General features: G+C 68.8%; 16 protein-coding genes. 6 read left to right on the forward strand and 10 right to left on the reverse strand.

What is annotated here, in order from left to right; translation table 11 throughout:
- Nucleotides 1-326 precede the first annotated feature (326 nt).
- The 6 genes from fxlM to ACZ5SK_RS15215 form a co-directional block, all read right to left on the reverse strand.
- The gene (fxlM, locus tag ACZ5SK_RS15190) at nucleotides 327-1550 is read right to left on the reverse strand and encodes a methyltransferase, FxLD system (protein ID WP_361709476.1); all 1224 of its coding nucleotides are present in this window, start codon (nucleotides 1548-1550) and stop codon (nucleotides 327-329) included.
- 88 nt (nucleotides 1551-1638) lie between these two features.
- Nucleotides 1639-2814, reverse strand: a complete 1176-nt coding sequence (locus tag ACZ5SK_RS15195) for a lanthionine synthetase C family protein (protein ID WP_361709473.1) — start codon at nucleotides 2812-2814, stop codon at nucleotides 1639-1641.
- Nucleotides 2814-5864, reverse strand: a complete 3051-nt coding sequence (locus ACZ5SK_RS15200; protein WP_361709471.1) for a lantibiotic dehydratase — start codon at nucleotides 5862-5864, stop codon at nucleotides 2814-2816. Before ACZ5SK_RS15200 ends, ACZ5SK_RS15195 begins: the two co-directional genes overlap by 1 nt.
- 79 nt (nucleotides 5865-5943) lie before the next feature.
- Nucleotides 5944-6147 carry an FxLD family lanthipeptide gene (locus tag ACZ5SK_RS15205; protein ID WP_107443177.1) on the reverse strand — a complete coding sequence of 68 codons (204 nt, stop codon included), beginning with the start codon at nucleotides 6145-6147 and terminating at the stop codon, nucleotides 5944-5946.
- A 186-nt stretch (nucleotides 6148-6333) separates the two neighbouring features.
- Nucleotides 6334-6510, reverse strand: a complete 177-nt coding sequence (locus ACZ5SK_RS15210) for a hypothetical protein (protein ID WP_280858727.1) — start codon at nucleotides 6508-6510, stop codon at nucleotides 6334-6336.
- Nucleotides 6510-6917 (reverse strand): hypothetical protein, encoded by a 408-nt coding sequence (locus ACZ5SK_RS15215; RefSeq protein WP_361709467.1) that lies wholly within the window; start codon nucleotides 6915-6917, stop codon nucleotides 6510-6512. Before ACZ5SK_RS15215 ends, ACZ5SK_RS15210 begins: the two co-directional genes overlap by 1 nt.
- A gap of 212 nt (nucleotides 6918-7129) precedes the next feature.
- On the opposite strand from ACZ5SK_RS15215, the gene ACZ5SK_RS15220 reads away from it, so the two are divergent.
- Complete coding sequence (locus ACZ5SK_RS15220) at nucleotides 7130-7690, forward strand: ATP-binding protein (RefSeq protein ID WP_361709465.1); 561 nt, start codon at nucleotides 7130-7132, stop codon at nucleotides 7688-7690.
- Here the strand turns inward: ACZ5SK_RS15220 and ACZ5SK_RS15225 are convergent.
- The gene (locus ACZ5SK_RS15225; RefSeq protein ID WP_361709462.1) at nucleotides 7571-8275 is read right to left on the reverse strand and encodes a 2'-5' RNA ligase family protein; all 705 of its coding nucleotides are present in this window, start codon (nucleotides 8273-8275) and stop codon (nucleotides 7571-7573) included. The genes ACZ5SK_RS15220 and ACZ5SK_RS15225 overlap by 120 nt on opposite strands.
- A gap of 55 nt (nucleotides 8276-8330) precedes the next feature.
- The gene (locus tag ACZ5SK_RS15230) at nucleotides 8331-9671 is read right to left on the reverse strand and encodes a hypothetical protein (protein ID WP_468576105.1); all 1341 of its coding nucleotides are present in this window, start codon (nucleotides 9669-9671) and stop codon (nucleotides 8331-8333) included.
- Nucleotides 9672-9894: 223 nt separating this feature from the next.
- Between ACZ5SK_RS15230 and ACZ5SK_RS15235 the strand changes: the two genes are divergently transcribed.
- Together ACZ5SK_RS15235 and ACZ5SK_RS15240 are read left to right on the forward strand one after the other, a co-directional pair.
- Nucleotides 9895-10776, forward strand: coding sequence for a helix-turn-helix domain-containing protein (locus ACZ5SK_RS15235; RefSeq protein ID WP_361709456.1), 882 nt, complete (start codon nucleotides 9895-9897; stop codon nucleotides 10774-10776).
- Complete coding sequence (locus ACZ5SK_RS15240) at nucleotides 10773-11009, forward strand: DUF397 domain-containing protein (protein WP_468576107.1); 237 nt, start codon at nucleotides 10773-10775, stop codon at nucleotides 11007-11009. The genes ACZ5SK_RS15235 and ACZ5SK_RS15240 overlap by 4 nt, the downstream gene beginning before the upstream one ends.
- Nucleotides 11010-12047: 1038 nt before the next feature.
- Here ACZ5SK_RS15240 and ACZ5SK_RS15245 read toward each other — a convergent pair.
- Nucleotides 12048-12893 (reverse strand): alpha/beta hydrolase, encoded by an 846-nt coding sequence (locus tag ACZ5SK_RS15245; RefSeq protein WP_361709451.1) that lies wholly within the window; start codon nucleotides 12891-12893, stop codon nucleotides 12048-12050.
- 863 nt (nucleotides 12894-13756) lie between these two features.
- The gene (locus tag ACZ5SK_RS15250; RefSeq protein WP_361709449.1) at nucleotides 13757-14506 is read right to left on the reverse strand and encodes a response regulator; all 750 of its coding nucleotides are present in this window, start codon (nucleotides 14504-14506) and stop codon (nucleotides 13757-13759) included.
- Nucleotides 14507-15081: 575 nt separating this feature from the next.
- Here ACZ5SK_RS15250 and ACZ5SK_RS15255 point away from each other — a divergent pair.
- The 3 genes from ACZ5SK_RS15255 to ACZ5SK_RS15265 all read left to right on the forward strand — a co-directional run bounded on the left by ACZ5SK_RS15255 (nucleotide 15082) and on the right by ACZ5SK_RS15265 (nucleotide 18388).
- Complete coding sequence (locus tag ACZ5SK_RS15255; protein WP_361709446.1) at nucleotides 15082-16329, forward strand: MFS transporter; 1248 nt, start codon at nucleotides 15082-15084, stop codon at nucleotides 16327-16329.
- A 20-nt stretch (nucleotides 16330-16349) separates the two neighbouring features.
- Nucleotides 16350-17144 (forward strand): M15 family metallopeptidase, encoded by a 795-nt coding sequence (locus ACZ5SK_RS15260; RefSeq protein ID WP_361709443.1) that lies wholly within the window; start codon nucleotides 16350-16352, stop codon nucleotides 17142-17144.
- 89 nt (nucleotides 17145-17233) lie between these two features.
- On the forward strand, nucleotides 17234-18388 hold the full coding sequence (locus ACZ5SK_RS15265) for a D-alanine--D-alanine ligase family protein (RefSeq protein ID WP_334578445.1): 1155 nt from the start codon (nucleotides 17234-17236) through the stop codon (nucleotides 18386-18388).
- Nucleotides 18389-18618: the final 230 nt, after the last annotated feature.

Genomic DNA, 18618 nt, shown 5'->3' on the forward strand with positions numbered 1-18618 from the left:
GGCGTACTCACCCGGAGGACACCATCCTGATCTCCCCTGCCCAGTGCGCGCACAGGCCGGGATGGTGCGAACACATGACCGAGGACGACGTACAGCCGCCGCGCTGGGGGTGGATCCCGAATCCTCCTCCCGGGCTCTGGGAGCGGTTGAGCAGTGCTTCTCCGGCGACCGCCACCGCGGGCAATTCGAGGTGGCGGGCCGTGCGACGGTGCACCACCTGTGAGGCGAACCTTGCGCAGGGCTGACCACGTGCTGCGACATCGCTCTGTTCTCGCTTCGGTGGGCGCGGCCTCACCCGTCAACGGCCGCGCCCACCTGCGTCAGGATCAGAAGCTGATGACGAGCCGCACGGAGGGCCGGTTGATCACGGCTCCGTCGGCGAGGTCGCTGTCCGGTGTGTCTGCGGGGTAGGCCGTGACGACGGGTTCGGCGGTCCGGGCCGGGCTCCAGGCGCGGATCTGCGCGCAGATCCGCTCGGCGAGATCGGCGCCGGCCGGGCCATAGCCGACGGCTCCCAGCCGGAACCGGGGTTCAATCTCGGGGTCTTCGGCGGTCCGCTCCAGAGTGAGGTACGCGATGGAGTCCCCCTCAACGAGGGCGGGGCTCAGGGCGGGTGAGGCGGGGCGGTGGAGGCCGGCCTCCACCGCTGCGGGCTTCGCGGTGATGCGGCAGGTCGCTCGCTCGGTGGCGCTCAGCCGCAGCCAGACGCCGTCGAACGACTCGACGGGGCCGACCGTCACATCCGTCCAGACGACCGACTTCGGTCGGGTGAGCGCGTCGCGAAGGAGTTCCGGGGCGATGGGCTGGTCCTCGTCCCAGTAGAGCCTGACGAGCCGGTCGTCGTCGATGTAGTCGTTCCGCTCTCCGTCCTGGCCGATCACCGGGAGGAAGCCGCACATCCTGACGGAGTCGGACCGCATCCGCCCCTCCTCGCGTTGGAAGGCCACGGCCCTGGAGAGCCCGCGCCACCGCAGTGGGACCACGAGGCGTCCGCCGACGGCGAGCTGGTCCCACCAGGCGCAGGGGAGGTCCCACATGCCAACCGTGGCGATCATTCGGTCGTACGGGCTGAACTCCGGGGCGCCGAGGGCGCCGTCCCTCGTGACGACGCGAATGTCTTCGTATCCGTTGGCGTCCAACGTCCGGCGGGCGTAAGCGGTCACGTCGGCGTCGATGTCGCATGTGGTGACCTGGCCGGACTTCCCGGTCAGGTGCTTGAGCAGGGCGGCGTTGTAGCCGGTGCCGGCCCCGATCTCGAAGACGTTGTCGCCTTCGCGGACGGCGAGCTGGACCAGCATGAAGTGCACGACGTCGGGCTGGGAGGCGCAGCTCAGCGGGAGAGCGTCCTCGTCGGGGTTCTCCTTGATCGTCACGCTCTTGTTGGCGTACGCCTCCTCGATGGTTGCGTCGGGAAGGAAGGCGTGGCGGGGTACGGTCCGCATGGCGGTCTCGACGCGTGCGTCGCGGAGGCCGGAGAGATCCTCTTTGAGGATGGCGTCGACCAGGCGGTTGCGCAGGCCCTCGGGGGAGGCACCAGTGGTGGTGTTCATCTCGTCCTTTCGAAAGGTGCCCAGCTGTGCGTACGGCAGGGGGCAGATCGTTCTCATTTGTCCTGGTGTGCGGATGCGGTTCGCGGCGTCACCCTGTCAGGAGCAGGCAGCGGTCCCAGGGGGCGGTGATCGCCGTGTAGACGGGGTCGGTGACACGGACCAGGTGGATACCTGCCGTGCCGTCCATCAGGCCGGCGCCGTCCGGCAGGCCGTGGTGGTCCACGTGCTTGTTGAGCCGGACGTTCAGGCGGCGTAGATGCGACGCGAGTTCGTCGTCGAGGGCGTCGGCGGCAGCACGGGAGACCGTCTGTATGAGCCCCGCCCAGCCATGGCAGAGGGATGCGTCGGTGAGCTGGGCGAGTTGCTGGTCGTCGGTCAGGCATCCGGCCAGGGCCTGCTCGGCTTGCCGTTGCCGGTCACGGTCGCCGAGGGCGAGGCCGGCGAGTTGCTGGGCGCGGGCGATGCCGGGGGTGCCGTAGCACCAGGACGGGCGTCTCGGTCCTGAGCGCTGGGCCTCGCCGCGTCGGTGTTCGGCTCGGGTGATCAGGTCCGGCCACCAGGCGCGCGAGCCGGTGCCGTTGCGCCACCGGTCGAGCCAGTCGCAGATCCGGGTGATGGCTTGCGTCTGTCCGGGCACCGTGTGGCCGTGTCGCAGGGCCGTGGCCAGCAGCGCCAGCGGTCCGGTGATGCCGTGGGCGAGGCCGAAGTTGCCGTGTCCGCCGGGCCATCGCGGCGTCGGTCGCAGATCGGGACTGTCTCCCGTCCACCAGCCGGGCAGACGTTGCGCTTCGATGGTGATCGGTTCCGTCAGCCGCGCCAGGTAGGCGAGGACGTCCCGGAGTTCCGTCTTGTGGCCGCGGTGCAGGTGGTACACGCCCAGCCCGGTCAGTCCGCTGATGAGGTCGTACTCGCCCAGGGTGGGTAACGCGCCGTGATCGATGCGGGCGTGTGCCCGCTGGAGTCGTTGGCGTGTGACGTCGGCGAGGTGTGTGTCCAGGGTCGCCAGGGCGCGAGTGGAGGTGTTCGTGTGCGTGAAGCTGAGGACGTACGCGACGGCCGGGGCGCCCTCGTACAGACCGCATGCTTCGGCGGCGGCCTGGATAGGGCCCTTGAGCATGGCGGCGGCCCATGGCCGGAGCGCGCCCCTGTCGTCTTCGCCGGTGTGGGCCCTGACGGCGTGCAGCAGGGCGACTCCCGCCGCGCCGGAGTACAGCGACTGGCACCAGCCGGGCCCGGTGGGTGTGGGCGGCGCGTCGTAGTTCATCAGCGGCTCTCCCCGGGCCAGGCGGCCCATGCGACGGCGGACTGACGGGCAAGGCGGCGGCAGATCCTCTCGTCCTCCCGGTCCAGGCCACGCAGGCGGTTGTGGTGCATGTGCAGCAAGGATTCCAGGACGGAGTCGAGGTCCATGCTCTCGGCGAGGCCCTCGCGATACAGCGCCAGGGCCACGGCGCGACGGTGCCACGCTTGGGCGAGCTCTTCGCCCCAGCCCCGGGCATGAGGCGTAGTGCGGCGAACGAGTTCGGTGGCCTGGTCGCTGACGCCTCGCTCGAGGCGAGCCGGAGGCGCGGGTCGGTTCGCCAGCCACCGCATGCCCTCGTCGGGGCCGAGCAAGCCGCAGGCGATGTCCACCATGCCGACCGCGGCCAGCGCGCGTCCGTCGACGCCGTCGACTCCGGGGCCCTGCAAGGCGGCGAGGGCGTAGGCCGAGTCGGCCGTGAACACCGCCTCGGCACAGCGCAGGGCGGCGCCTGGGCCGTAACGGCCGATCTCGGGGGTGTACGTGTCGAACACGAGTTTGCTGCTGAGTCCCTCGCGGCGCAGCCCGGTGGCCCATCCAGCGACGAGCTCAGTGCAGGCGGCGTACTGTCCGGGGCTACGGGTGCGGATGCGCAGGCGCAGGTGGTCGAGGTCGTGCGGGGTGCGGTAACGGACGAACCACCACTCGGGTGTGCCTGGGAGTTGGGCCACGAGCCGCGCGAGGTGGGTGCCGATCAGCTCATCGAGCTGTTCGGGGTGGCTGTAGATCTTGGTGTTCAGCCAGGGTGCCTGTACCGCCCCCGGTACGGGCCCGAGGGTGCTGTTGGTGAGCACGGGGAGGAAGCCAGAGAGCGGGTCGGGTATCGGCCGGCGGGTGCTGGTCATCGGCAGGGCGATCTCGTGGACGTGGCCGCCGATCCAGCCGTAGGTCTCCTCGGTCGGCGCCTCCGTCAGCACAGCATGGCCTTCCCGGTCCAGGTGGGCACGCAGGACGGTGGCGTGTGCGGGCACGTCGAGTTGGAGCCGACGTGTCCGATCGTCCTCCCGCAGCTCGACGGCATCGTGGCAGTGCCACCGCTTCCGCCACCGGCCGAGGGCGTCGGTCCACCCCCGCATGTCCGCGCCGCGGCTTGGAAGGTCGTCGGCGGTCAGGTTCCAGCGACTGGGAGAGAGGATCACACGCCCGTAGCGGACTCGCGGCAGGAACGGCAGCCGTGCGCCGTGCGGCCCCCAGTCGAAGCTGGTCCAGGCAGGGCCGAAGGAGCGGGTCAGGTGCGCCAGGAACCTGGCCAGGGGCGGGGGTTGCTTGTCCAGGGCCATGGCGTGGAAGACCTGCGGGTCCACCAGGCGACGGCGGGAGATGCTGACCAGGTACAGGCGGGTGTGCGTGGCCGTGACCGCGAGGTCGTCTACGTCGATGAGCGTCGTCGAGGTGTCGTCGGCGCTGCGGTGCTCGCCCAACGGGATCACGTGTGGGAGATAGGCGGGGAGGCGGGCGACGTTCTCTGTGTGCGGGTACAGCGGCGGGAAGGAGAGCTGCGCGGTCAGCGCGTTCTCGACGCCCGTGGGAACTTGGCGGTAGACCTCGTCGAGTCCCGTGCCGGTGGCGACCGGAGTGAACCGGGAGGTGAGCGTTCCCGCAGCGCGTGCCGGTGTCACCGTGAGCGTGAAGTCCCCGTCCTCCAGGGCGGACAGGCTGTCGGCATGCAGGCGCGCGCACATCTCCACGTGGGGTGGTGCCTCCTGCCCGGTCGGAGCATCGCCGGCCAGGCGGTCGATCAGGTCGTCGGTGAGGACGATCTCCCTGCTGCCGCCGACCAGTGCCTGCCAGGCCACGGCCAGCAGCCGCTCGTCCCGCTCGGAGACTGTCGGGGGCGGTGCGGTCATGCGGCTGCCGGCGTACTCGGCTGGATAGCCGAGCCCGGACGCCGGGTCGACGACCTCCTTCACCGGCACGAGCGTGCCGGTGCCATACCGCTCCCAGAACGCGACCTGGTACTCCTTCCACACGCCCTGGCCCGCCGGTCGGCGCGTGAGCCGCAGTAGAGCATCGGCAGCCCTCTCCATCTCCTGCGCGACGCTCTCGGGGATCCGTACTTCGGCGTCCAGCCTCAGGTCGACGGCCAAGGGACTTCGGCCCGCGTCGGAGAGCCGACGTAGTCGACCTGTGAGTTCCTCCCGGGCGGGCCCTTGCGCGCTCGCCGGTCGCCGGTTGTGCTCGTGTACGGCGCGTTGCACCGCTTCCAGCTCGATCAGAACCTGCGCGACCTGCGGCACCGTGCCCGGGTCCGCGCCGTGAAGCCGCTCGATCAGGTGGGACAGCGGATCAGTGTCGGTCATCGGCGCGCGCAAACTGGTGATCAGGAATTTCTCGCGCACCAGCGCGCCGAGCAGTGTGCGGATGTTCTGCGGCTCGGTTCGGGGGAAGGAGGCGGCCAACTGCTCGGAGAGGGCGGCGAAGCGGACCGGCCGACGTGCCAGGCCCTCGATCACGCGTACCGCGCTGGTGCGCCGAACGGAGGCGCCCATCGGTCCGCCGTGCGGGACGTGAAGGCGTCCACCGCGGCGCGCCGCCAGGTTGTTCAGGACGACATCCAGGCGCTCCAGCAGGGCCGGACATGCCTCCAAGCGGACGATGACGTCGTCCAGCCACTCGGTATCCACCCGCGCCACGGCCCGGTGTGCGTCGCCCCACCTCACGTGCGGGGTCGAGCCCACGCTGGCCGCGGTGACTCCCGCGAAGAGGCCGAACGGGGTCGGTCGTCCGCTGGCGCGCAACAAGTAGCGGACGGTGGCCATGGCGGCGCGCCGGACCTGCTTGGATCGTGTCGGCTGCCCAGCGCAGATCGCGTCGACCCGAGAGGCGAGATCGCCGCTTGCCTGCCGTACGGCGTCGGCGAACCGCGCATCGGCCCACACCTGCTTCAGCCACTTGCCGCACGCCTCCGTGTCGGACGAATCAGGCCACCATGTCGGTAGACCCGTCAGCGGCATCGCGGCGGCCCGCAGCAGCGCCGCGCCCGTGTGCTGGTAGAGCTTTCCGTCGCGTCCCATCCCCATGCCTCCGCCGTCAGTGCTGTGAACGAGCGGGGTCGGGGGCGGCTGCGCCCCCGACCCCCTGCACGAGCCGCCGTCAGACGGCGCTGGCGCAGGACGAGGCACAGGACGGCGCACACCCGTCGCCGGTGCCACACGCCTTGGGGAGCAGGTCGGCGCCGATCTCCGTGACGATGGTCAGGTCGACGTCGAACGGGTCGGCGGACGCTCCGGGGGCGGCCGTCGCAGCGGACGCACCGGTGGTGGCCGTTGTGATCGGGGTGAGCATGGTTGCGGTCATCGCACTTCCTCTTCTGTCGGAAGGATCCGAACGGTTCGTCGTGCCGCCCGGCCTGCGTATGGATTTCCGCAAGGCCGGGTTTCTGCGTTCGCACCTTTGGGTGCGGCCCCTCTCCGGTTGACCGGATTCCGTGGGGGACATGGATTCGGAGCATCCGGAGAGGGGAGTCGAGGACACGGGCCGGGGCTACCGGAACTGGCCCGCGTAGAGCGTGGTCAGCGTTGTGCCGGTCACCAGGACGGGCAGGAACAGAACCTGGAAGGTGCCGAAGCCGAACCGACCTACGTACGTCGCCGGATGCCGCAGCACCCATCCGACCTGGCCGAGCAGCTGCCGGAGAACCCCCTGACGCATGGTGGTCATCACGCCGCCGACCGCCGTAAGGCCGTGGAGCCGGCGGCGTCGACGACCGCCCACGGCGTCGTGATCAGCGCCCCGGTCCGGGCCTGCCAGGCAGCGAGGTTCGCCCTGTCCTCCTCCAGATGGCCCAGCATCACGAGCAGAGGGGTGACGATCCCGGCCGCCTTCCCCTGCTCGACCGCGGCCAGAGCGTTGTGCCAGCCCTCGCATAGGGCACGGCTCTCGAACGGTGCCGCCCGGTCGACGTATGTCTCGACCGCCTCCCAGCCGGCATCGGCGACGTACCGCTGTGCGCTGGCCACGCTGTGGTCGGCGGCCTCACCGAGTGACGCGGGCAGGCAGGCGTACAACACCAGGCGTGTGCCCGGGGGCACCTCGTGTGGTGCGGTCTGCCTTGCACTGCCGCTCATTCCGCGTTACCTCCAGCCAGGTGAGCCGAGACGCCGAGGGTCCGGCGCCTCGACGAACAGCCTCGTCGGGGGCAGTCGGCGGCGGTACGCCGTCAGCACGCCGTTTGTCCGCCGTCCGGCGGCGCGCGAGGAGGCGGAGCCGCGGCATACCGCCGCGGCTCAGGCGTAGCGAGGCTGATCGGTCCAGTGCCAAGCGGAAACGAGAAGCGGCGATGGACGCGGTGGACGAAGAGCGCCTCTGCAGGCGGACGCCAGTACGGCGTCATTGGGTGAAGCTGGCCGATTGCACCGAGCCTTCGGGCCTCGCGCGCAGACACGTACGAGAGCTCCTCGAGGGCCATGCCGCGCCGGAGCGGGTCGACGACGCCGTTCTGATCGCCTCGGAGCTCGCGGGTAACGCGCTCAGGCACACAGCCGGCGGACCGGACTGCATGTGTGTGGAGGTCTACCGGGACGTGGCGGTACTGCGCGTCCATGACGCGGGACGGGATGTCTCCAGAGTCCGGGCACGCTCTGCGGAGGAGTCGGTGGATGAGTTGACGGGCAGTGGTCTCGGACTGCTGCTCGTCGGCGAGTTGGCCTCCGCGTGGTCCGTCCGGCCGACCGCGATCGGCAAGGAAGTGGTCGTGGTTCTCGCCCTGGACGCCGGCGTGCTATCCGAGCGGGACGCTCTTCCGCACATCCCAGCGGTACGTCCGCCCCTCACGGCGGAGTTCCACCAACTGGACGGCGGGCACGGAGAGTTCGACGGCAGGGAGAGCTCGGAGGCTTGAGACCGCGTCCACGACCGGCGCTGCGGGGCGCCGACGGTTGTTGTACGCGAGGCTCAGGTGCGGCCGGAAAGCGGACGTCGGCTTCTTCGGGGCCAGACCGACGCTGCTCCCCGCCTTGGCCAGCACGTGGTGCAGCCGGAGCAGGGGTTCCCAGGGGCCGAGGGACAACCGGACGGCGCCTCGGGAGCCGGCCAGCGGCATGGCGTGTACGAAGAAAGCGGAGGGCAGCAGCGCCTCGACGTCCCGCGCCAGGCTGTCCAGCTGGCCTGGGGTGACGACGCCCGGCGTTCCGACTCGGGCGAGGGTGATGTGCAGTCCGTCCGTCGGCACCGGGTCGAGGCCGAGAGGGGCCAGCTCCTCCTGGCAGTGCCCGGCGAGAGCAGCGAGCCGCTGATCATCCGGGAAGGTCAGCATCCAGTAGTACGCGCGACTGCCGTCCGACCAGCCGGGGCGTGCCCAGTGGTCGGTCATCTCGTCGAGTGCGCTGAACGCCGCCCAGTCGTGGGCCGCGGTGACCGCCGGATCGTGCGTGTCGACGGGGGGCTCGGCGGGGAACGCGGCGGGATCGGCGCTTAGCAGGGGCACCCGACGTACTCCTTCGGCTTCACACTGCCCCGGAGCGCGACGACACCCTCAGCGCCTACGACGCAGATGACGCCATGGCCAGGGCCGCTGGCTGCGAGCTCCAGGTCCGGAACTCGTCGTCATAATCGCGTACCGCCGGGTGATCACGCCATGGCCCGGCCTGCTCATGCAGGTCACGGGAGCGTTGGTAGACGGAGCTGATCGGTGTCTCTCCGCACAACTGCAGGGCCTCACGGCCCAGTGCCATCGACTGGTCGATGTCGGGCGTGCGCTGCTGCAGCAGCGCGGTGGCGACGTCGAGGCGTACGAGCGAACGGCTCCAGGAAGAGGACGAGTGCTCCACCAGATCGTCGATGTGCTCGGCGTCGCGCAGTACCTGCGCCGTGTTGCGCAGCGCCACGTGTGACGTGACGGCGTTCGCCAGCGTCCGGGCCCGTCCGTATGGCTCGAAGGAGATGCAGGAGGTCAGCCCGACGGGTACCTCGTGGAGGTCGGAGAGGCGGAGTGTCTGTCCGATGGCCTGCTCGACGGCACGCCGGTCGCCGGTCTTGGCGAGGGCCCGTGCCCGGCCGTTGGCGAGTAGGCGGATGCACTGGGCGTGGCGTGGGGCTCGCTCGACGGCCGCAGCCGCGCAGGCGTCTGCCTCGTCGTACTGGCCGGCGTAGTAGAGGCTGAAGGAGAGGGTTCCGCACGCCCAGAGGTCGGTGTCCAGGTCGCCGATCTCACGGCTGAGATCCCGGGCTTCGGTGCAGTACGCCTCCGAGAGCGCGAAGTCGCCCGTGTTCACCGCCATGTAGCCGAGCAGGCCGGAGGCGCGGGCGGCGAGGCGGAAGAGCTCCTGGCGCGTGCGCGGGGGCTGGCGGCCGTCGAGGAAGGTGTGGGCGAGCTGCCGCACCTGGCGGGCCTGGGGGCGGAGGACGTACGGCCCGTCCTGTTCGTACCGGGTGGCGATGCCCTCCAGCGAGGAGTCGAGGAAGGCGAGCGTCGCGTCGTCGGCGTTGCTGGCCGTGAGCTGCCGGGTCCGGGTGACGATGTCCAGTGGGTTCTCGTCGTCCTCTCGTGGCGGAGGCGCACTCGTCACCTGCTGGCCGGTGCTCGACTCCTCGTCGCGGTCGTACGCGGAGTCGCCGTCGTACGCCGTGGAGAACAGCTGGGACACGGGTCTGCCCAGCATGTGCTCCAGAACTCGGCAGGCGTCAGGACGGGGCAGAGTCAACAACTCCCCGCCGTACCAGCGGTCGAACTGACGTGGAGAGACCTGGAGGGACGCCAGGCGGGGGTCTCGGTCGAGCTCTGCCAGCCGGGCGGCGGCCCGCTCGTACTGGGCGGCGAAAGCCTCGTGCGTCGTCAGGTGCCGTTGCTGGAGCAGCTGCCGAAGCAGCGTTGTCCGTGGCATGGCCCACCCTCCTGGTGCGGCGTGCAGGACCGACGCGGAGGCGCGTGCCGGTAGCGAGGTCGTGGTCATGCTCGCCCATCGGTCGGCTGCGGTGCACGCCCATACGAACGCGCGACCGCGACTCCTGACAGCATGCCGACGCAACCACCAACTAGGCAATATGTCTGGTGAAGTTGACCCTTATGGGTTGTAGAGGCGTCACCGGTACGGAGAGACTTCCACCATGGCCTTGAAGAGAAGCCTGGTCCCACAGTCGGTGTACCGGCGACAGCTCGCGGCACGGCTGAAGGAACTGCGTGACGCGACCGGGCTCACCCTCACCGAGGTCGCCGACCAACTGGAGGTCAACCAGGGGTCGCTAAGCCGGATCGAGAACGGCGAGCGCGGTACGACGCCGGTCCTCGTCCGGGCACTGCTGGACCTGTACGGCGTCAAGGACGAGGACCGGCGAGCCGACGTGCTCGACCTCGTGCGAGCGGACAAGGAGCAGCAAAAGCCCTGGTGGCGGAAGTACTCGACGGTGCTCACCCCGACCCGCTACGACGGGTACCTCGCGCTGGAGGCCGGCGCGACGCACCTCGCCAGCTACCAGCCGATGCTCGTGCCAGGGCTGCTCCAGACCGAGGACTACGCGCGTGCCGTGATCTCCCAGATGAGGAAGGACCTGTCCCCGCCGCAGGTCGAGTCCCTGGTCAGGGTCCGCATAGAGCGGCAGAACAGCCGCTTGGGCGGTGAGGCCCCCGCCAGACTCTGGGCGATCCTCGACGAAGCCGTGCTGCGCAGGACGGTCGGCTCTGTAGAGGTGATGCGCGACCAGATGCGGAAGCTGGTGGAGGCGAGCGAGCGGTCGAACATCACCGTGCAGCTGCTGCCGTTCTCACTCGGCGCGCATCCCGGGCTGTACGGCCCGTTCGTCATCCTGACCTTCCCGGACCCCACGCCTGACCTGGTGTGGCTGGAGAATCCCAAGAACTCCGTGTATCTCGAGTCCCCACAGGATGTGGAGAACTACACGGACATCTTCGACCAGTTGAGGAGCACTGCCCTCGACCCGTCGGAGACCCGCACCCACATCGCACGCATCAGCAAGGAGCTCGAAGAGTGAGCACGCCCAGCACGACTGCCCCGCACGACGTCGATCTCGCGCAAGCGCGGTGGCGGAAGAGCTCATACAGCGGGGGTGCGAACGACTGCGTGGAAGTCGCGGAACTGAGGGGACACGCCGCAGTGCGCGACTCCAAGAACATCAGCCGTGGGCCGTTGCTCTTCTCGAGGGCGGCGATGAGCGCGCTGGTCAACGGGCTCGCCAGCGGGCAAATCGGCGAGCACCGGAGCTAAGCATAGAGCTGGGGAGTGGGGAGAAAGTCGTGACGGTCGTCATCGTGCACGAGCGGCGTGGCGGTGTTAGAAGCCCGGTGTAGCCGGGGGTGCCTGTCGAGTTGGTCGGGCTGAAGGACTGGGCGCTCTGGCCATCGAGATCGGGCTTCTCGGCTGACTCGCCGGCGTCGGTCGGGACGACCGTATCCCCGACGGAGTCTGAGCCCGGCTCGCACCCCTGCTGCCAGGCACCGACCGCCGCCTGTTCCGAGACCTGACAGTACTCACCATCCGCGGCAAGCACACCTCCTGAAGACTCACCTGGTCCACCCACCCTGAGCGGGCGGTGGGTGTCTGGTGTGCAGAGATCAGGGTCGGCGGCGGAGACGTAAGGCGTCCTGGGCCGCTGGACGACATCGGCCGGAGCCGACGGCGGGATTCGAACCCGCGTTACCCGCTTGGAAGGCGAAGTATCCGCTGCCTGCGCACCTGCACGACGAGGAAGGTAGCCGACCCGGCTGGTGTCCGGCATCCGGTTTTGGACCGTGAGGGCCCGGTGGCCAAGCGGATCGCAAGGCGCTGGCCTGGCAGGCGCAGGCGTGCCAGGCCGCACATGGGGGCGGGAGCAGCGGCCCTGAAGCAGCGGTAGAGCTGGCGGGCCATGTACACCCCCGGCCGCCGAATCCGACGATGTCGACGCGGCCGTCACCGGTAACGTCGGCGAGAAGCGGAGGTGCTCCTTGCTCGTCCATGCCGCAGCCGCCCGAGCGCAAGATTCGGCAATGCGGGCACTCGGACCCGACGAGCCGCTTGCGAACGCGGCGCTCATGCGCCGCTGTCCTGCAAGGGGACGAGGTCACCGCTGAGAGAGCGGGAAAGCTCCCGCAGGCATCGGGCCTGCGGGAGCCGTCCGTTGTACCGCCTGCGGCTGCGAGTCCTGCACCGTCCGGGGCGGCAGTAGAGAGTCATCGCGAGTGCCTGTACAGCGGCGAGCAAGGCCATGACACGGCCGCCGGAAGCCTCGCGTCGATCAAACTGAGGCCCTGCTACAGGGGTTGATCAGTGCACGGACTTAGCGGCGGCGACGACGGCACGGTTGACCGCTCCGGGGCTGATCGACGGAACATCATGGCCCGAGCGGGTGTAGATGATGTGGGCGCCCACTCGGTTGGCCTCGAACTTCTGGGCGGCCGTCGGCACGGCGTGGTCCTCGGTCGAGATGACCGCCCACTTCGGCGTCTTCGCCGGCGGATTCACCGTGGCCTTGTCGGTGAACGCCGAAAGGGCGACCGGCTCCTGAGTCACCGAGGCGACCTGGATATCCGACTTCGACAGCCCGTTTCCGTAGACGGTCCCGAACTTGTCGGCCTTGAGGTACACGTCGGTGTCACCGCCGGGCAGCGGAACGGTGCGGAAGTTCTCCGGAATGAGCTGCGACCCGGGGAACTGCCCGATCAGGGAGCCGGCGGTTTCTCCCACCTTCGGTATGAGAGCCGCCACGTATACGAGGGCCTTGACCTTCGACGTCTTTGCGGCGACCTGGCTGACGACCTCGCCCGCGTAGGAGTGGCCGACCAGCACGACGGGGCCCTTGATGGTCTTGAGCTGCGCCTCGACATAGGCGCTGTCGAAGGCCAGGCCGCGCAGCGGGGTGTCGATCGCGAGGACCGGGTAGCCGTGGCGTCGCAGGTAGCCGATCTCGCTGTTCCAGCTGGAGGAATCAGCGAACGCCCCGTGGACCAGGACCACCGTCGGCTTCGCGCGGTGCGCCGTCTGCGAGGCGACGGCGTGGTCGTTCGCCTGGGGCGTGACGGCGCTCGCGTTCGTCACGGCCAGCGAGGCCACGACCGCGCCACTCACAAGCCCGGCAGCCGCCAGCGCTTTGATTCGAGCGGTGGACTTCATGTGGTGTTGTTCCTCTCGAGTTGTCGAGCCTAATCGGCAGGGGAAGCGGCGCGGTCCGCAAGGGCATGGAAACCGTAATTGTTGCGGTCGGCGGCGCTTCGCAGAATCGACTATGGCGGCCGCATCGGCGGAAGGCTAATGCCAATCCTGCTTCTTTCCATGTCGATCCGGCATGAGCCAGTGGACTCTCCCGCCGTTCTTCGATATTTCCAGCGCCGAGTTTCTGACGCTTAAAGCGGAGAGAGCTGCTGGCAATTGGGCGGCATCCGCGCTGTCCGGCGTGCTTGACGGTATCTGTCTCATCTGCACAGCGGTGTCGGCACTGCGACGGCTACTAACGGGCACGGTCGCCAGGGGGCGGCCGTCGTCGCCGTGACCGGACGACGACCATGTGAATACGATGACGCCATCAGCATGCCGAAATCTGATCTCGCAGCGGGAAAACGCCTGTCCTTCGTCCAGGACTTGGAGCTTCAGTGCACTACAGAGTCATCGCTTCCGGCGCTGCGATGCCCCATGACACCGAACGCGACGAGGCTCCCACCTCACGTCCGTCCCCTGCGCCACCCCATGCCGTCCAAGCGTCCAGAAGTGCGGCCCGCACCGCTTCCTCCGACTCCTCCGGTTCCGATGCTTCGCCTGATGTCGCCGCTCGCTCGTCCACTGGTTCATCTCTCCGTTGGTCTGTTCATCTCCTAGGCGCACAGCCACACGTGGCGATGGCTTGAGCAGGGTCTCGGGCTCCGCCTGGCAATGCCCGAGGAACGGAGCCGACTCGGATGTCCTGACCATAGGTTCGGCTGCGGGCAATCCGGGTTGTCGCATGAAGCCGTGTGTCCAGAGGAGCCGTTCAAGTCGTCCCTTTAATGCTTGCCGCGCTCCGATGGCCCAGGCTTTCCCCCGGACTCCTCGACGAGGCCCAGGAACGTCGTGCGCCCCCATTGGGTGGTGCAGTCGACCGACAGCCCGTCCCGCGTGAGCCGCTCGTTGAGCCGTACGATCCTGCCCTGCAGCGCTCGGCGGCTCATCGGTTCCCCGGCTGTGCCGAGCAGTAGGCACAGATCGTGGCAACACCAGGGCCGCGAGGCGGAACAGAGGATGTCCAACAGGACCTGCTGGGAGTACTGCCGGGCGCGGACAGCGCGAAACGGTGGCGAATCCGCGGCCCGCCGCCGCGGTGAGCGCCGCATGTCCAGCCATCGCCGCTCGGCGGCGATTCTGCTGGCGAGTTCCCTGGGCGGCGAGTCGCGGGGGAGGACATTGGCGGCACCCGCCAGCAGGAGTTGTACGGAATCCGTGTGATCCGGTATGAGGACGACCACGGACGAAATGTTGCTGAGCGCTCGCACGCGTTGCTCGAGACCGTCGTTCCACTGCGAACCGGGTACGTCCAGGACGGTGAGGCGAGGGCTGACCTCGTGGAGCAGGGTGCTGTAAGCACGCTCGGAGCCCCAGGCGTGTGTCTGGGCGGGCAGCACCTGCTGACTACGCATGGCGCGGAGGAGTGACGCCGTCTGCTCGCGCTGAAGCGTGAGCACGATGCTCACCGGGTAGGTGAGGTTCTCCTCTTCCCCGAGACCGACGGGGACTTGGGCGATGCTGAGACCAGTCATGTTCGGTGTTCGTCCTCCGGGGTTGCAGCGCCCGGACCTGCGCCTGGAGGCGTTGGCGAAGGCCGGCTCTCTCGGACATCGGCGGGTCGCCGGGCGACAGAGGCAGACCTGACCCGCCCGCCGATTCTCGGCGGGGTCCAGCCGATACCGCCCATACCGACTCGGGCCGTTCCGATGCCGGATCGGCATGTCACCAGCTCGCCGACGCGCCATCCGCCGCACCTGCCGCGCCGAAGTGTCCGTTCGGCCCCTGCCGAGGTCCCGTTGGTACCCGATGCGCTACGGCAGCCGTGAGCACGCCACCCGGAGCCCTACGGTGGTCCCCGTCGGCCTCCCCCGGTCCCCCTCGGCGGGAGGCCGCCCTGATGCCCGTCGAGTCGCCCGCGGCGCCGGAGTCATTGAGAGCGCGACTCCGCCGGTGTGTACCGCGCTTCGCGGGCGACCGTGGCGCGTCGCGGGAGCGACGACTCCGGGGGCGATGACTCCGAATGCGCCGACAGGCCAAGTGACGTGAGCCCTGCGGGTGCCGCTCACGTGTCCCACTCCACCCTTCCCGTACAGAGAGCCGAACAACGATGCTCGAAGAGCTTCATGCCAAGTCCGAGGCAAGGGCAAGGCCGCCCGGCGGTTGGGCCGATGGCGCGGTTACCCGGCGTAGGTCAGCTGTCTTCTTATCGACCGTCCTCACCACGTTCCTCGTCGCCTCCAGTGCGCCCACTCCGCTCTACCGCGTCTACCAGGAGAGTTGGCACCTCTCGTCCGGCACTGTCACCGTGGTCTACGGCGTGTACTGCCTGAGCGTCCTGGTCGCGCTCCTGACCGTCGGCGCGCTCTCCGACCATGTCGGCCGGCGGCCGGTCATCGGCGCCGCTCTCGCCCTGGAAGCACTGTCCATGCTGCTTTTCCTGCAGGCCGGCGGCGTGACCTCGCTGATCCTCGCCCGGACACTGCAGGGGCTGGCCACAGGTGCTGCGACGAGTGCGCTGGGTGCTGCCCTGCTCGACGTGGCCAGGCGGTGGGGACCCCTGTTCGTCAGCATCGCACCGCTCATCGGCATGGCGTTGGGGACGATCGGCACGAGCCTGCTCATGGATCTGATCCCGACTCACCTCGGCAGCATGTACACGCTGCTGTTCAGCGCGCTGGCTGTGCAGACACTCGGTTTGGCCTTCCTTCCGGAGTCGAGGTCGCCGAGGCCGGGAGCCTGGCTTTCACTGCGACCACGGATCCGCGCTCCCCGGTCCAGTCGCCGAGCCCTCCTCGTCACCGCACCCGTGTTCGTGGCCGTCTGGGCTCTGGGCGGTTTCTACCTGTCCCTTGGGCCCGATCTGGTCCGGGGCATCACAGGATCGGCGTCGTCGACCGCCGACGGCCTGATCGTGTCCCTGCTGACCGCCAGTGCGGTCCCCGCCGTGCTGCTGACCCGGCATGCCGACGCCAGCCGAACGGCTTTGGGTGGCTCTCTGCTTCTGACGACGGGGGTGGCCGTCACGCTGCTGGCCGCGCACCGCGACTCCTCCACAGCCCTGTACGTGGGGACCGCGGTGGCCGGTGCGGGATTCGGGCCCGCGTTCCAGGGTGGCGTCCGTCTGGTGACAGCGAACGTTCTCGCGACGGAACGGGCGGGCCTGATGGCCGCCATCTACACCATCACTTATACGTCGATGTGCGTGCCGGTACTGGTCACGGGTTTACTCGTCGGCGAATACGGTCTCCTGCACTGCACCTTGTTCTTCGGCATTTTCGTCATGGCTCTCTCGCTGACGCCGTTTGCGGGTCTGGGGAAAATCTCCGCCCATATATCAAGTAGAGGTACGGCATAGTGATAATCAACAATGGGCGCATGCGCGTCCCCATGCTGCTGGCATTTCTGGCGGCCGTCCTTGTCACGGTGACGAGCGCCTCCGTCACCGCGCAGGCCGCCGGCACGGAAAGCAAGGCACCCGCCGATTTCGTGGCGCTCCACGACGTGGCCCCTGCGATTCTGCAGGAAATCCGCTACGCCACGCCCCATAATTTCATCGGCACGCCGATAAACGGCTATGTCGAACCGCTGTGCATCGTCACCGCCCCGACGGCACAGGCACTGGCGAAGGCCGAGCGCTACTTCCTGACGCAGGGCTACACGCTGAAGGTGTACGACTGCTACCGGCCGCAGCGCGCGGTGGACCAGTTCGTCGACTGGGCCCAGGACCTGACCGACCTGAAGATGAAGGACGAGTTCTACCCGCAGGTGGACAAGGCCGACCTCTTCGCCGATGGGTACATCGCGGCGAAGTCGGGGCACAGCCGTGGCAGCACGATCGACCTCACGCTGGTGAAGCTGCCGGTCCACCCGACGCGTCCCTACGTTCCCGGGGAAAAGCTTGAGCCGTGCTACGCGCCGACGGCTCAGAGGTTCCCGGACAACTCGATCGACATGGGCACCGGGTTCGACTGCTTCGACACGCTCGCGCACACGCTCGACCCGCGCATCGTGGGAGTCCAGCACAGCAACAGACTGCTGCTCAAGAACGAGCTCGAATCTCTCGGATTCGTGAATCTCGCCGAGGAATGGTGGCACTTCACCTTCGCCGCCGAGCCCTACCCGTCCACCTATTTCGACTTCCCCGTCTCCCGGTCCTCGCTGACCAGCTGACCGGACAACAGAGGACTTCGGTCCACCAGCATGCGGCGCCGGCCTTCCGGTCGGAAGGCCGGCGCCGCACAGCGAAGGAGGCAGAAACCATGACCGAACAATCCACCTTCCCTTCGTCCGGATCGCGCCGCAGGCCGCTGGTGGTGCTCCTCTTCGGCGGCCGGAGCTCGGAGCACGGCATTTCCGTCGTGACCGCGGGGGCCGTGCTGCGAGCCATCGACCGGATGAAGTACGACGTCCTGCCGGTCGGCATCACCCAGGACGGGCGCTGGGTCCTGACGGCGGACGATCCCGAGCGCATGGCGATGGTCGACGGGCGGCAGCCCATGGTCGAGCAGCTCGCCGATTCAGACCGGGGCAACATCATCGTCTCCGTCGACCCGACGGACCGGACTGTCGTCCGCAGCGAACGCGGCACGGAGCCCAAGGTCCTCGGCGAAGTGGACGTGGTCTTTCCCGTACTGCACGGACCGTACGGCGAGGACGGCACCGTGCAAGGTCTGCTGGAGCTGTCCGGCATCCCCTACGTAGGAGCGGGCGTTCTCGCCTCGGCGGTCGGCCAGGACAAGGAGTACATGAAGAGGGTGTTCAGCTCGTTCGGCCTCGCGGTCGGGCCGTACCTGGTGATCAGACCCCGTGAGTGGCAGTCCGACGCGGCGGGTGCCCGCGCGAGAATCAGCCGCTTCGCCGTCGTGTACGGCTGGCCGCTGTTCGTGAAACCGGCACGCGCCGGCTCTTCGATCGGTATCACCAGAGTCGACGGGCCGCCGGGGCTGGAGGACGCGATCGCGGAGGCGCACCGGCATGACGCGAAGATCATCGTGGAGGCCCTGGTGCAGGGCCGCGAGATCGAGTGCGGCGTGCTCGAGTTCCCCGAGGGACCGCAGGCCAGCGTGCCGGCCGAGATCCCGGCGCCCGACGCAGGTGCGTACTACGACTTCGAGGCGAAGTACCTCGAATCCATCCCCGGAGTGGTGCCCGCGGCGCTGACCGAAAGCCAGACCAGTGAGGTGCGCAGACTGGCCGTCAAGGCATTCGAGGCGGCTTCTTGCGAGGGGCTGGTCCGTGCGGACTTCTTCCTCACCGAGGACGGACGATTCGTGATCAACGAGATCAACACCATGCCCGGCTTCACCCCCGTGTCGATGTACCCGCAGATGTGGCAGGCCAGTGGCATCGGGTACGGGGACTTGGTGGATCGTCTGCTTCAGGCGGCGCTGCGACGGACCACCAGGCTCAGGTGATCCGAGCCGGACCGCCCCGCCGCGTTCCGGGAGGCCGTACCGCTGGCCACGCCGACGGGATCCGGCGCTACGGCATCCCGGATTACCTCGGCTCTGTACCGCGCATCCCCACGAACTTCGTCTTGAATTATTTCACGTCGGTGCCGATTTCCGGTTTTTGCCTCGGTTCACCGCCGTCAAAAGCAGAAGGAGAGCCCGCTCGCCTGCAGGTCGACACCATCGGCGCGCGG

This window comes from Streptomyces sp. NPDC031474 (assembly GCF_055581185.1).

Coding starts and splice junctions, on each gene's coding strand:
- ACZ5SK_RS15260 (WP_361709443.1), top strand. CDS start 16,350: ATGCGCGTCCCCATGCTGCTGGCATTTCTGGCGGCCGTCCTTGTCACG.
- ACZ5SK_RS15265 (WP_334578445.1), top strand. CDS start 17,234: ATGACCGAACAATCCACCTTCCCTTCGTCCGGATCGCGCCGCAGGCCG.
- ACZ5SK_RS15255 (WP_361709446.1), top strand. CDS start 15,082: ATGCTCGAAGAGCTTCATGCCAAGTCCGAGGCAAGGGCAAGGCCGCCC.
- ACZ5SK_RS15205 (WP_107443177.1), bottom strand. CDS start 6,147: ATGACCGCAACCATGCTCACCCCGATCACAACGGCCACCACCGGTGCG.
- ACZ5SK_RS15220 (WP_361709465.1), top strand. CDS start 7,130: ATGGACGCGGTGGACGAAGAGCGCCTCTGCAGGCGGACGCCAGTACGG.
- ACZ5SK_RS15210 (WP_280858727.1), bottom strand. CDS start 6,510: ATGACCACCATGCGTCAGGGGGTTCTCCGGCAGCTGCTCGGCCAGGTC.
- ACZ5SK_RS15235 (WP_361709456.1), top strand. CDS start 9,895: ATGGCCTTGAAGAGAAGCCTGGTCCCACAGTCGGTGTACCGGCGACAG.
- ACZ5SK_RS15230 (WP_468576105.1), bottom strand. CDS start 9,671: ATGCCACGGACAACGCTGCTTCGGCAGCTGCTCCAGCAACGGCACCTG.
- ACZ5SK_RS15245 (WP_361709451.1), bottom strand. CDS start 12,893: ATGAAGTCCACCGCTCGAATCAAAGCGCTGGCGGCTGCCGGGCTTGTG.
- ACZ5SK_RS15215 (WP_361709467.1), bottom strand. CDS start 6,917: ATGAGCGGCAGTGCAAGGCAGACCGCACCACACGAGGTGCCCCCGGGC.
- ACZ5SK_RS15250 (WP_361709449.1), bottom strand. CDS start 14,506: ATGACTGGTCTCAGCATCGCCCAAGTCCCCGTCGGTCTCGGGGAAGAG.
- ACZ5SK_RS15200 (WP_361709471.1), bottom strand. CDS start 5,864: ATGGGACGCGACGGAAAGCTCTACCAGCACACGGGCGCGGCGCTGCTG.
- ACZ5SK_RS15195 (WP_361709473.1), bottom strand. CDS start 2,814: ATGAACTACGACGCGCCGCCCACACCCACCGGGCCCGGCTGGTGCCAG.
- fxlM (WP_361709476.1), bottom strand. CDS start 1,550: ATGAACACCACCACTGGTGCCTCCCCCGAGGGCCTGCGCAACCGCCTG.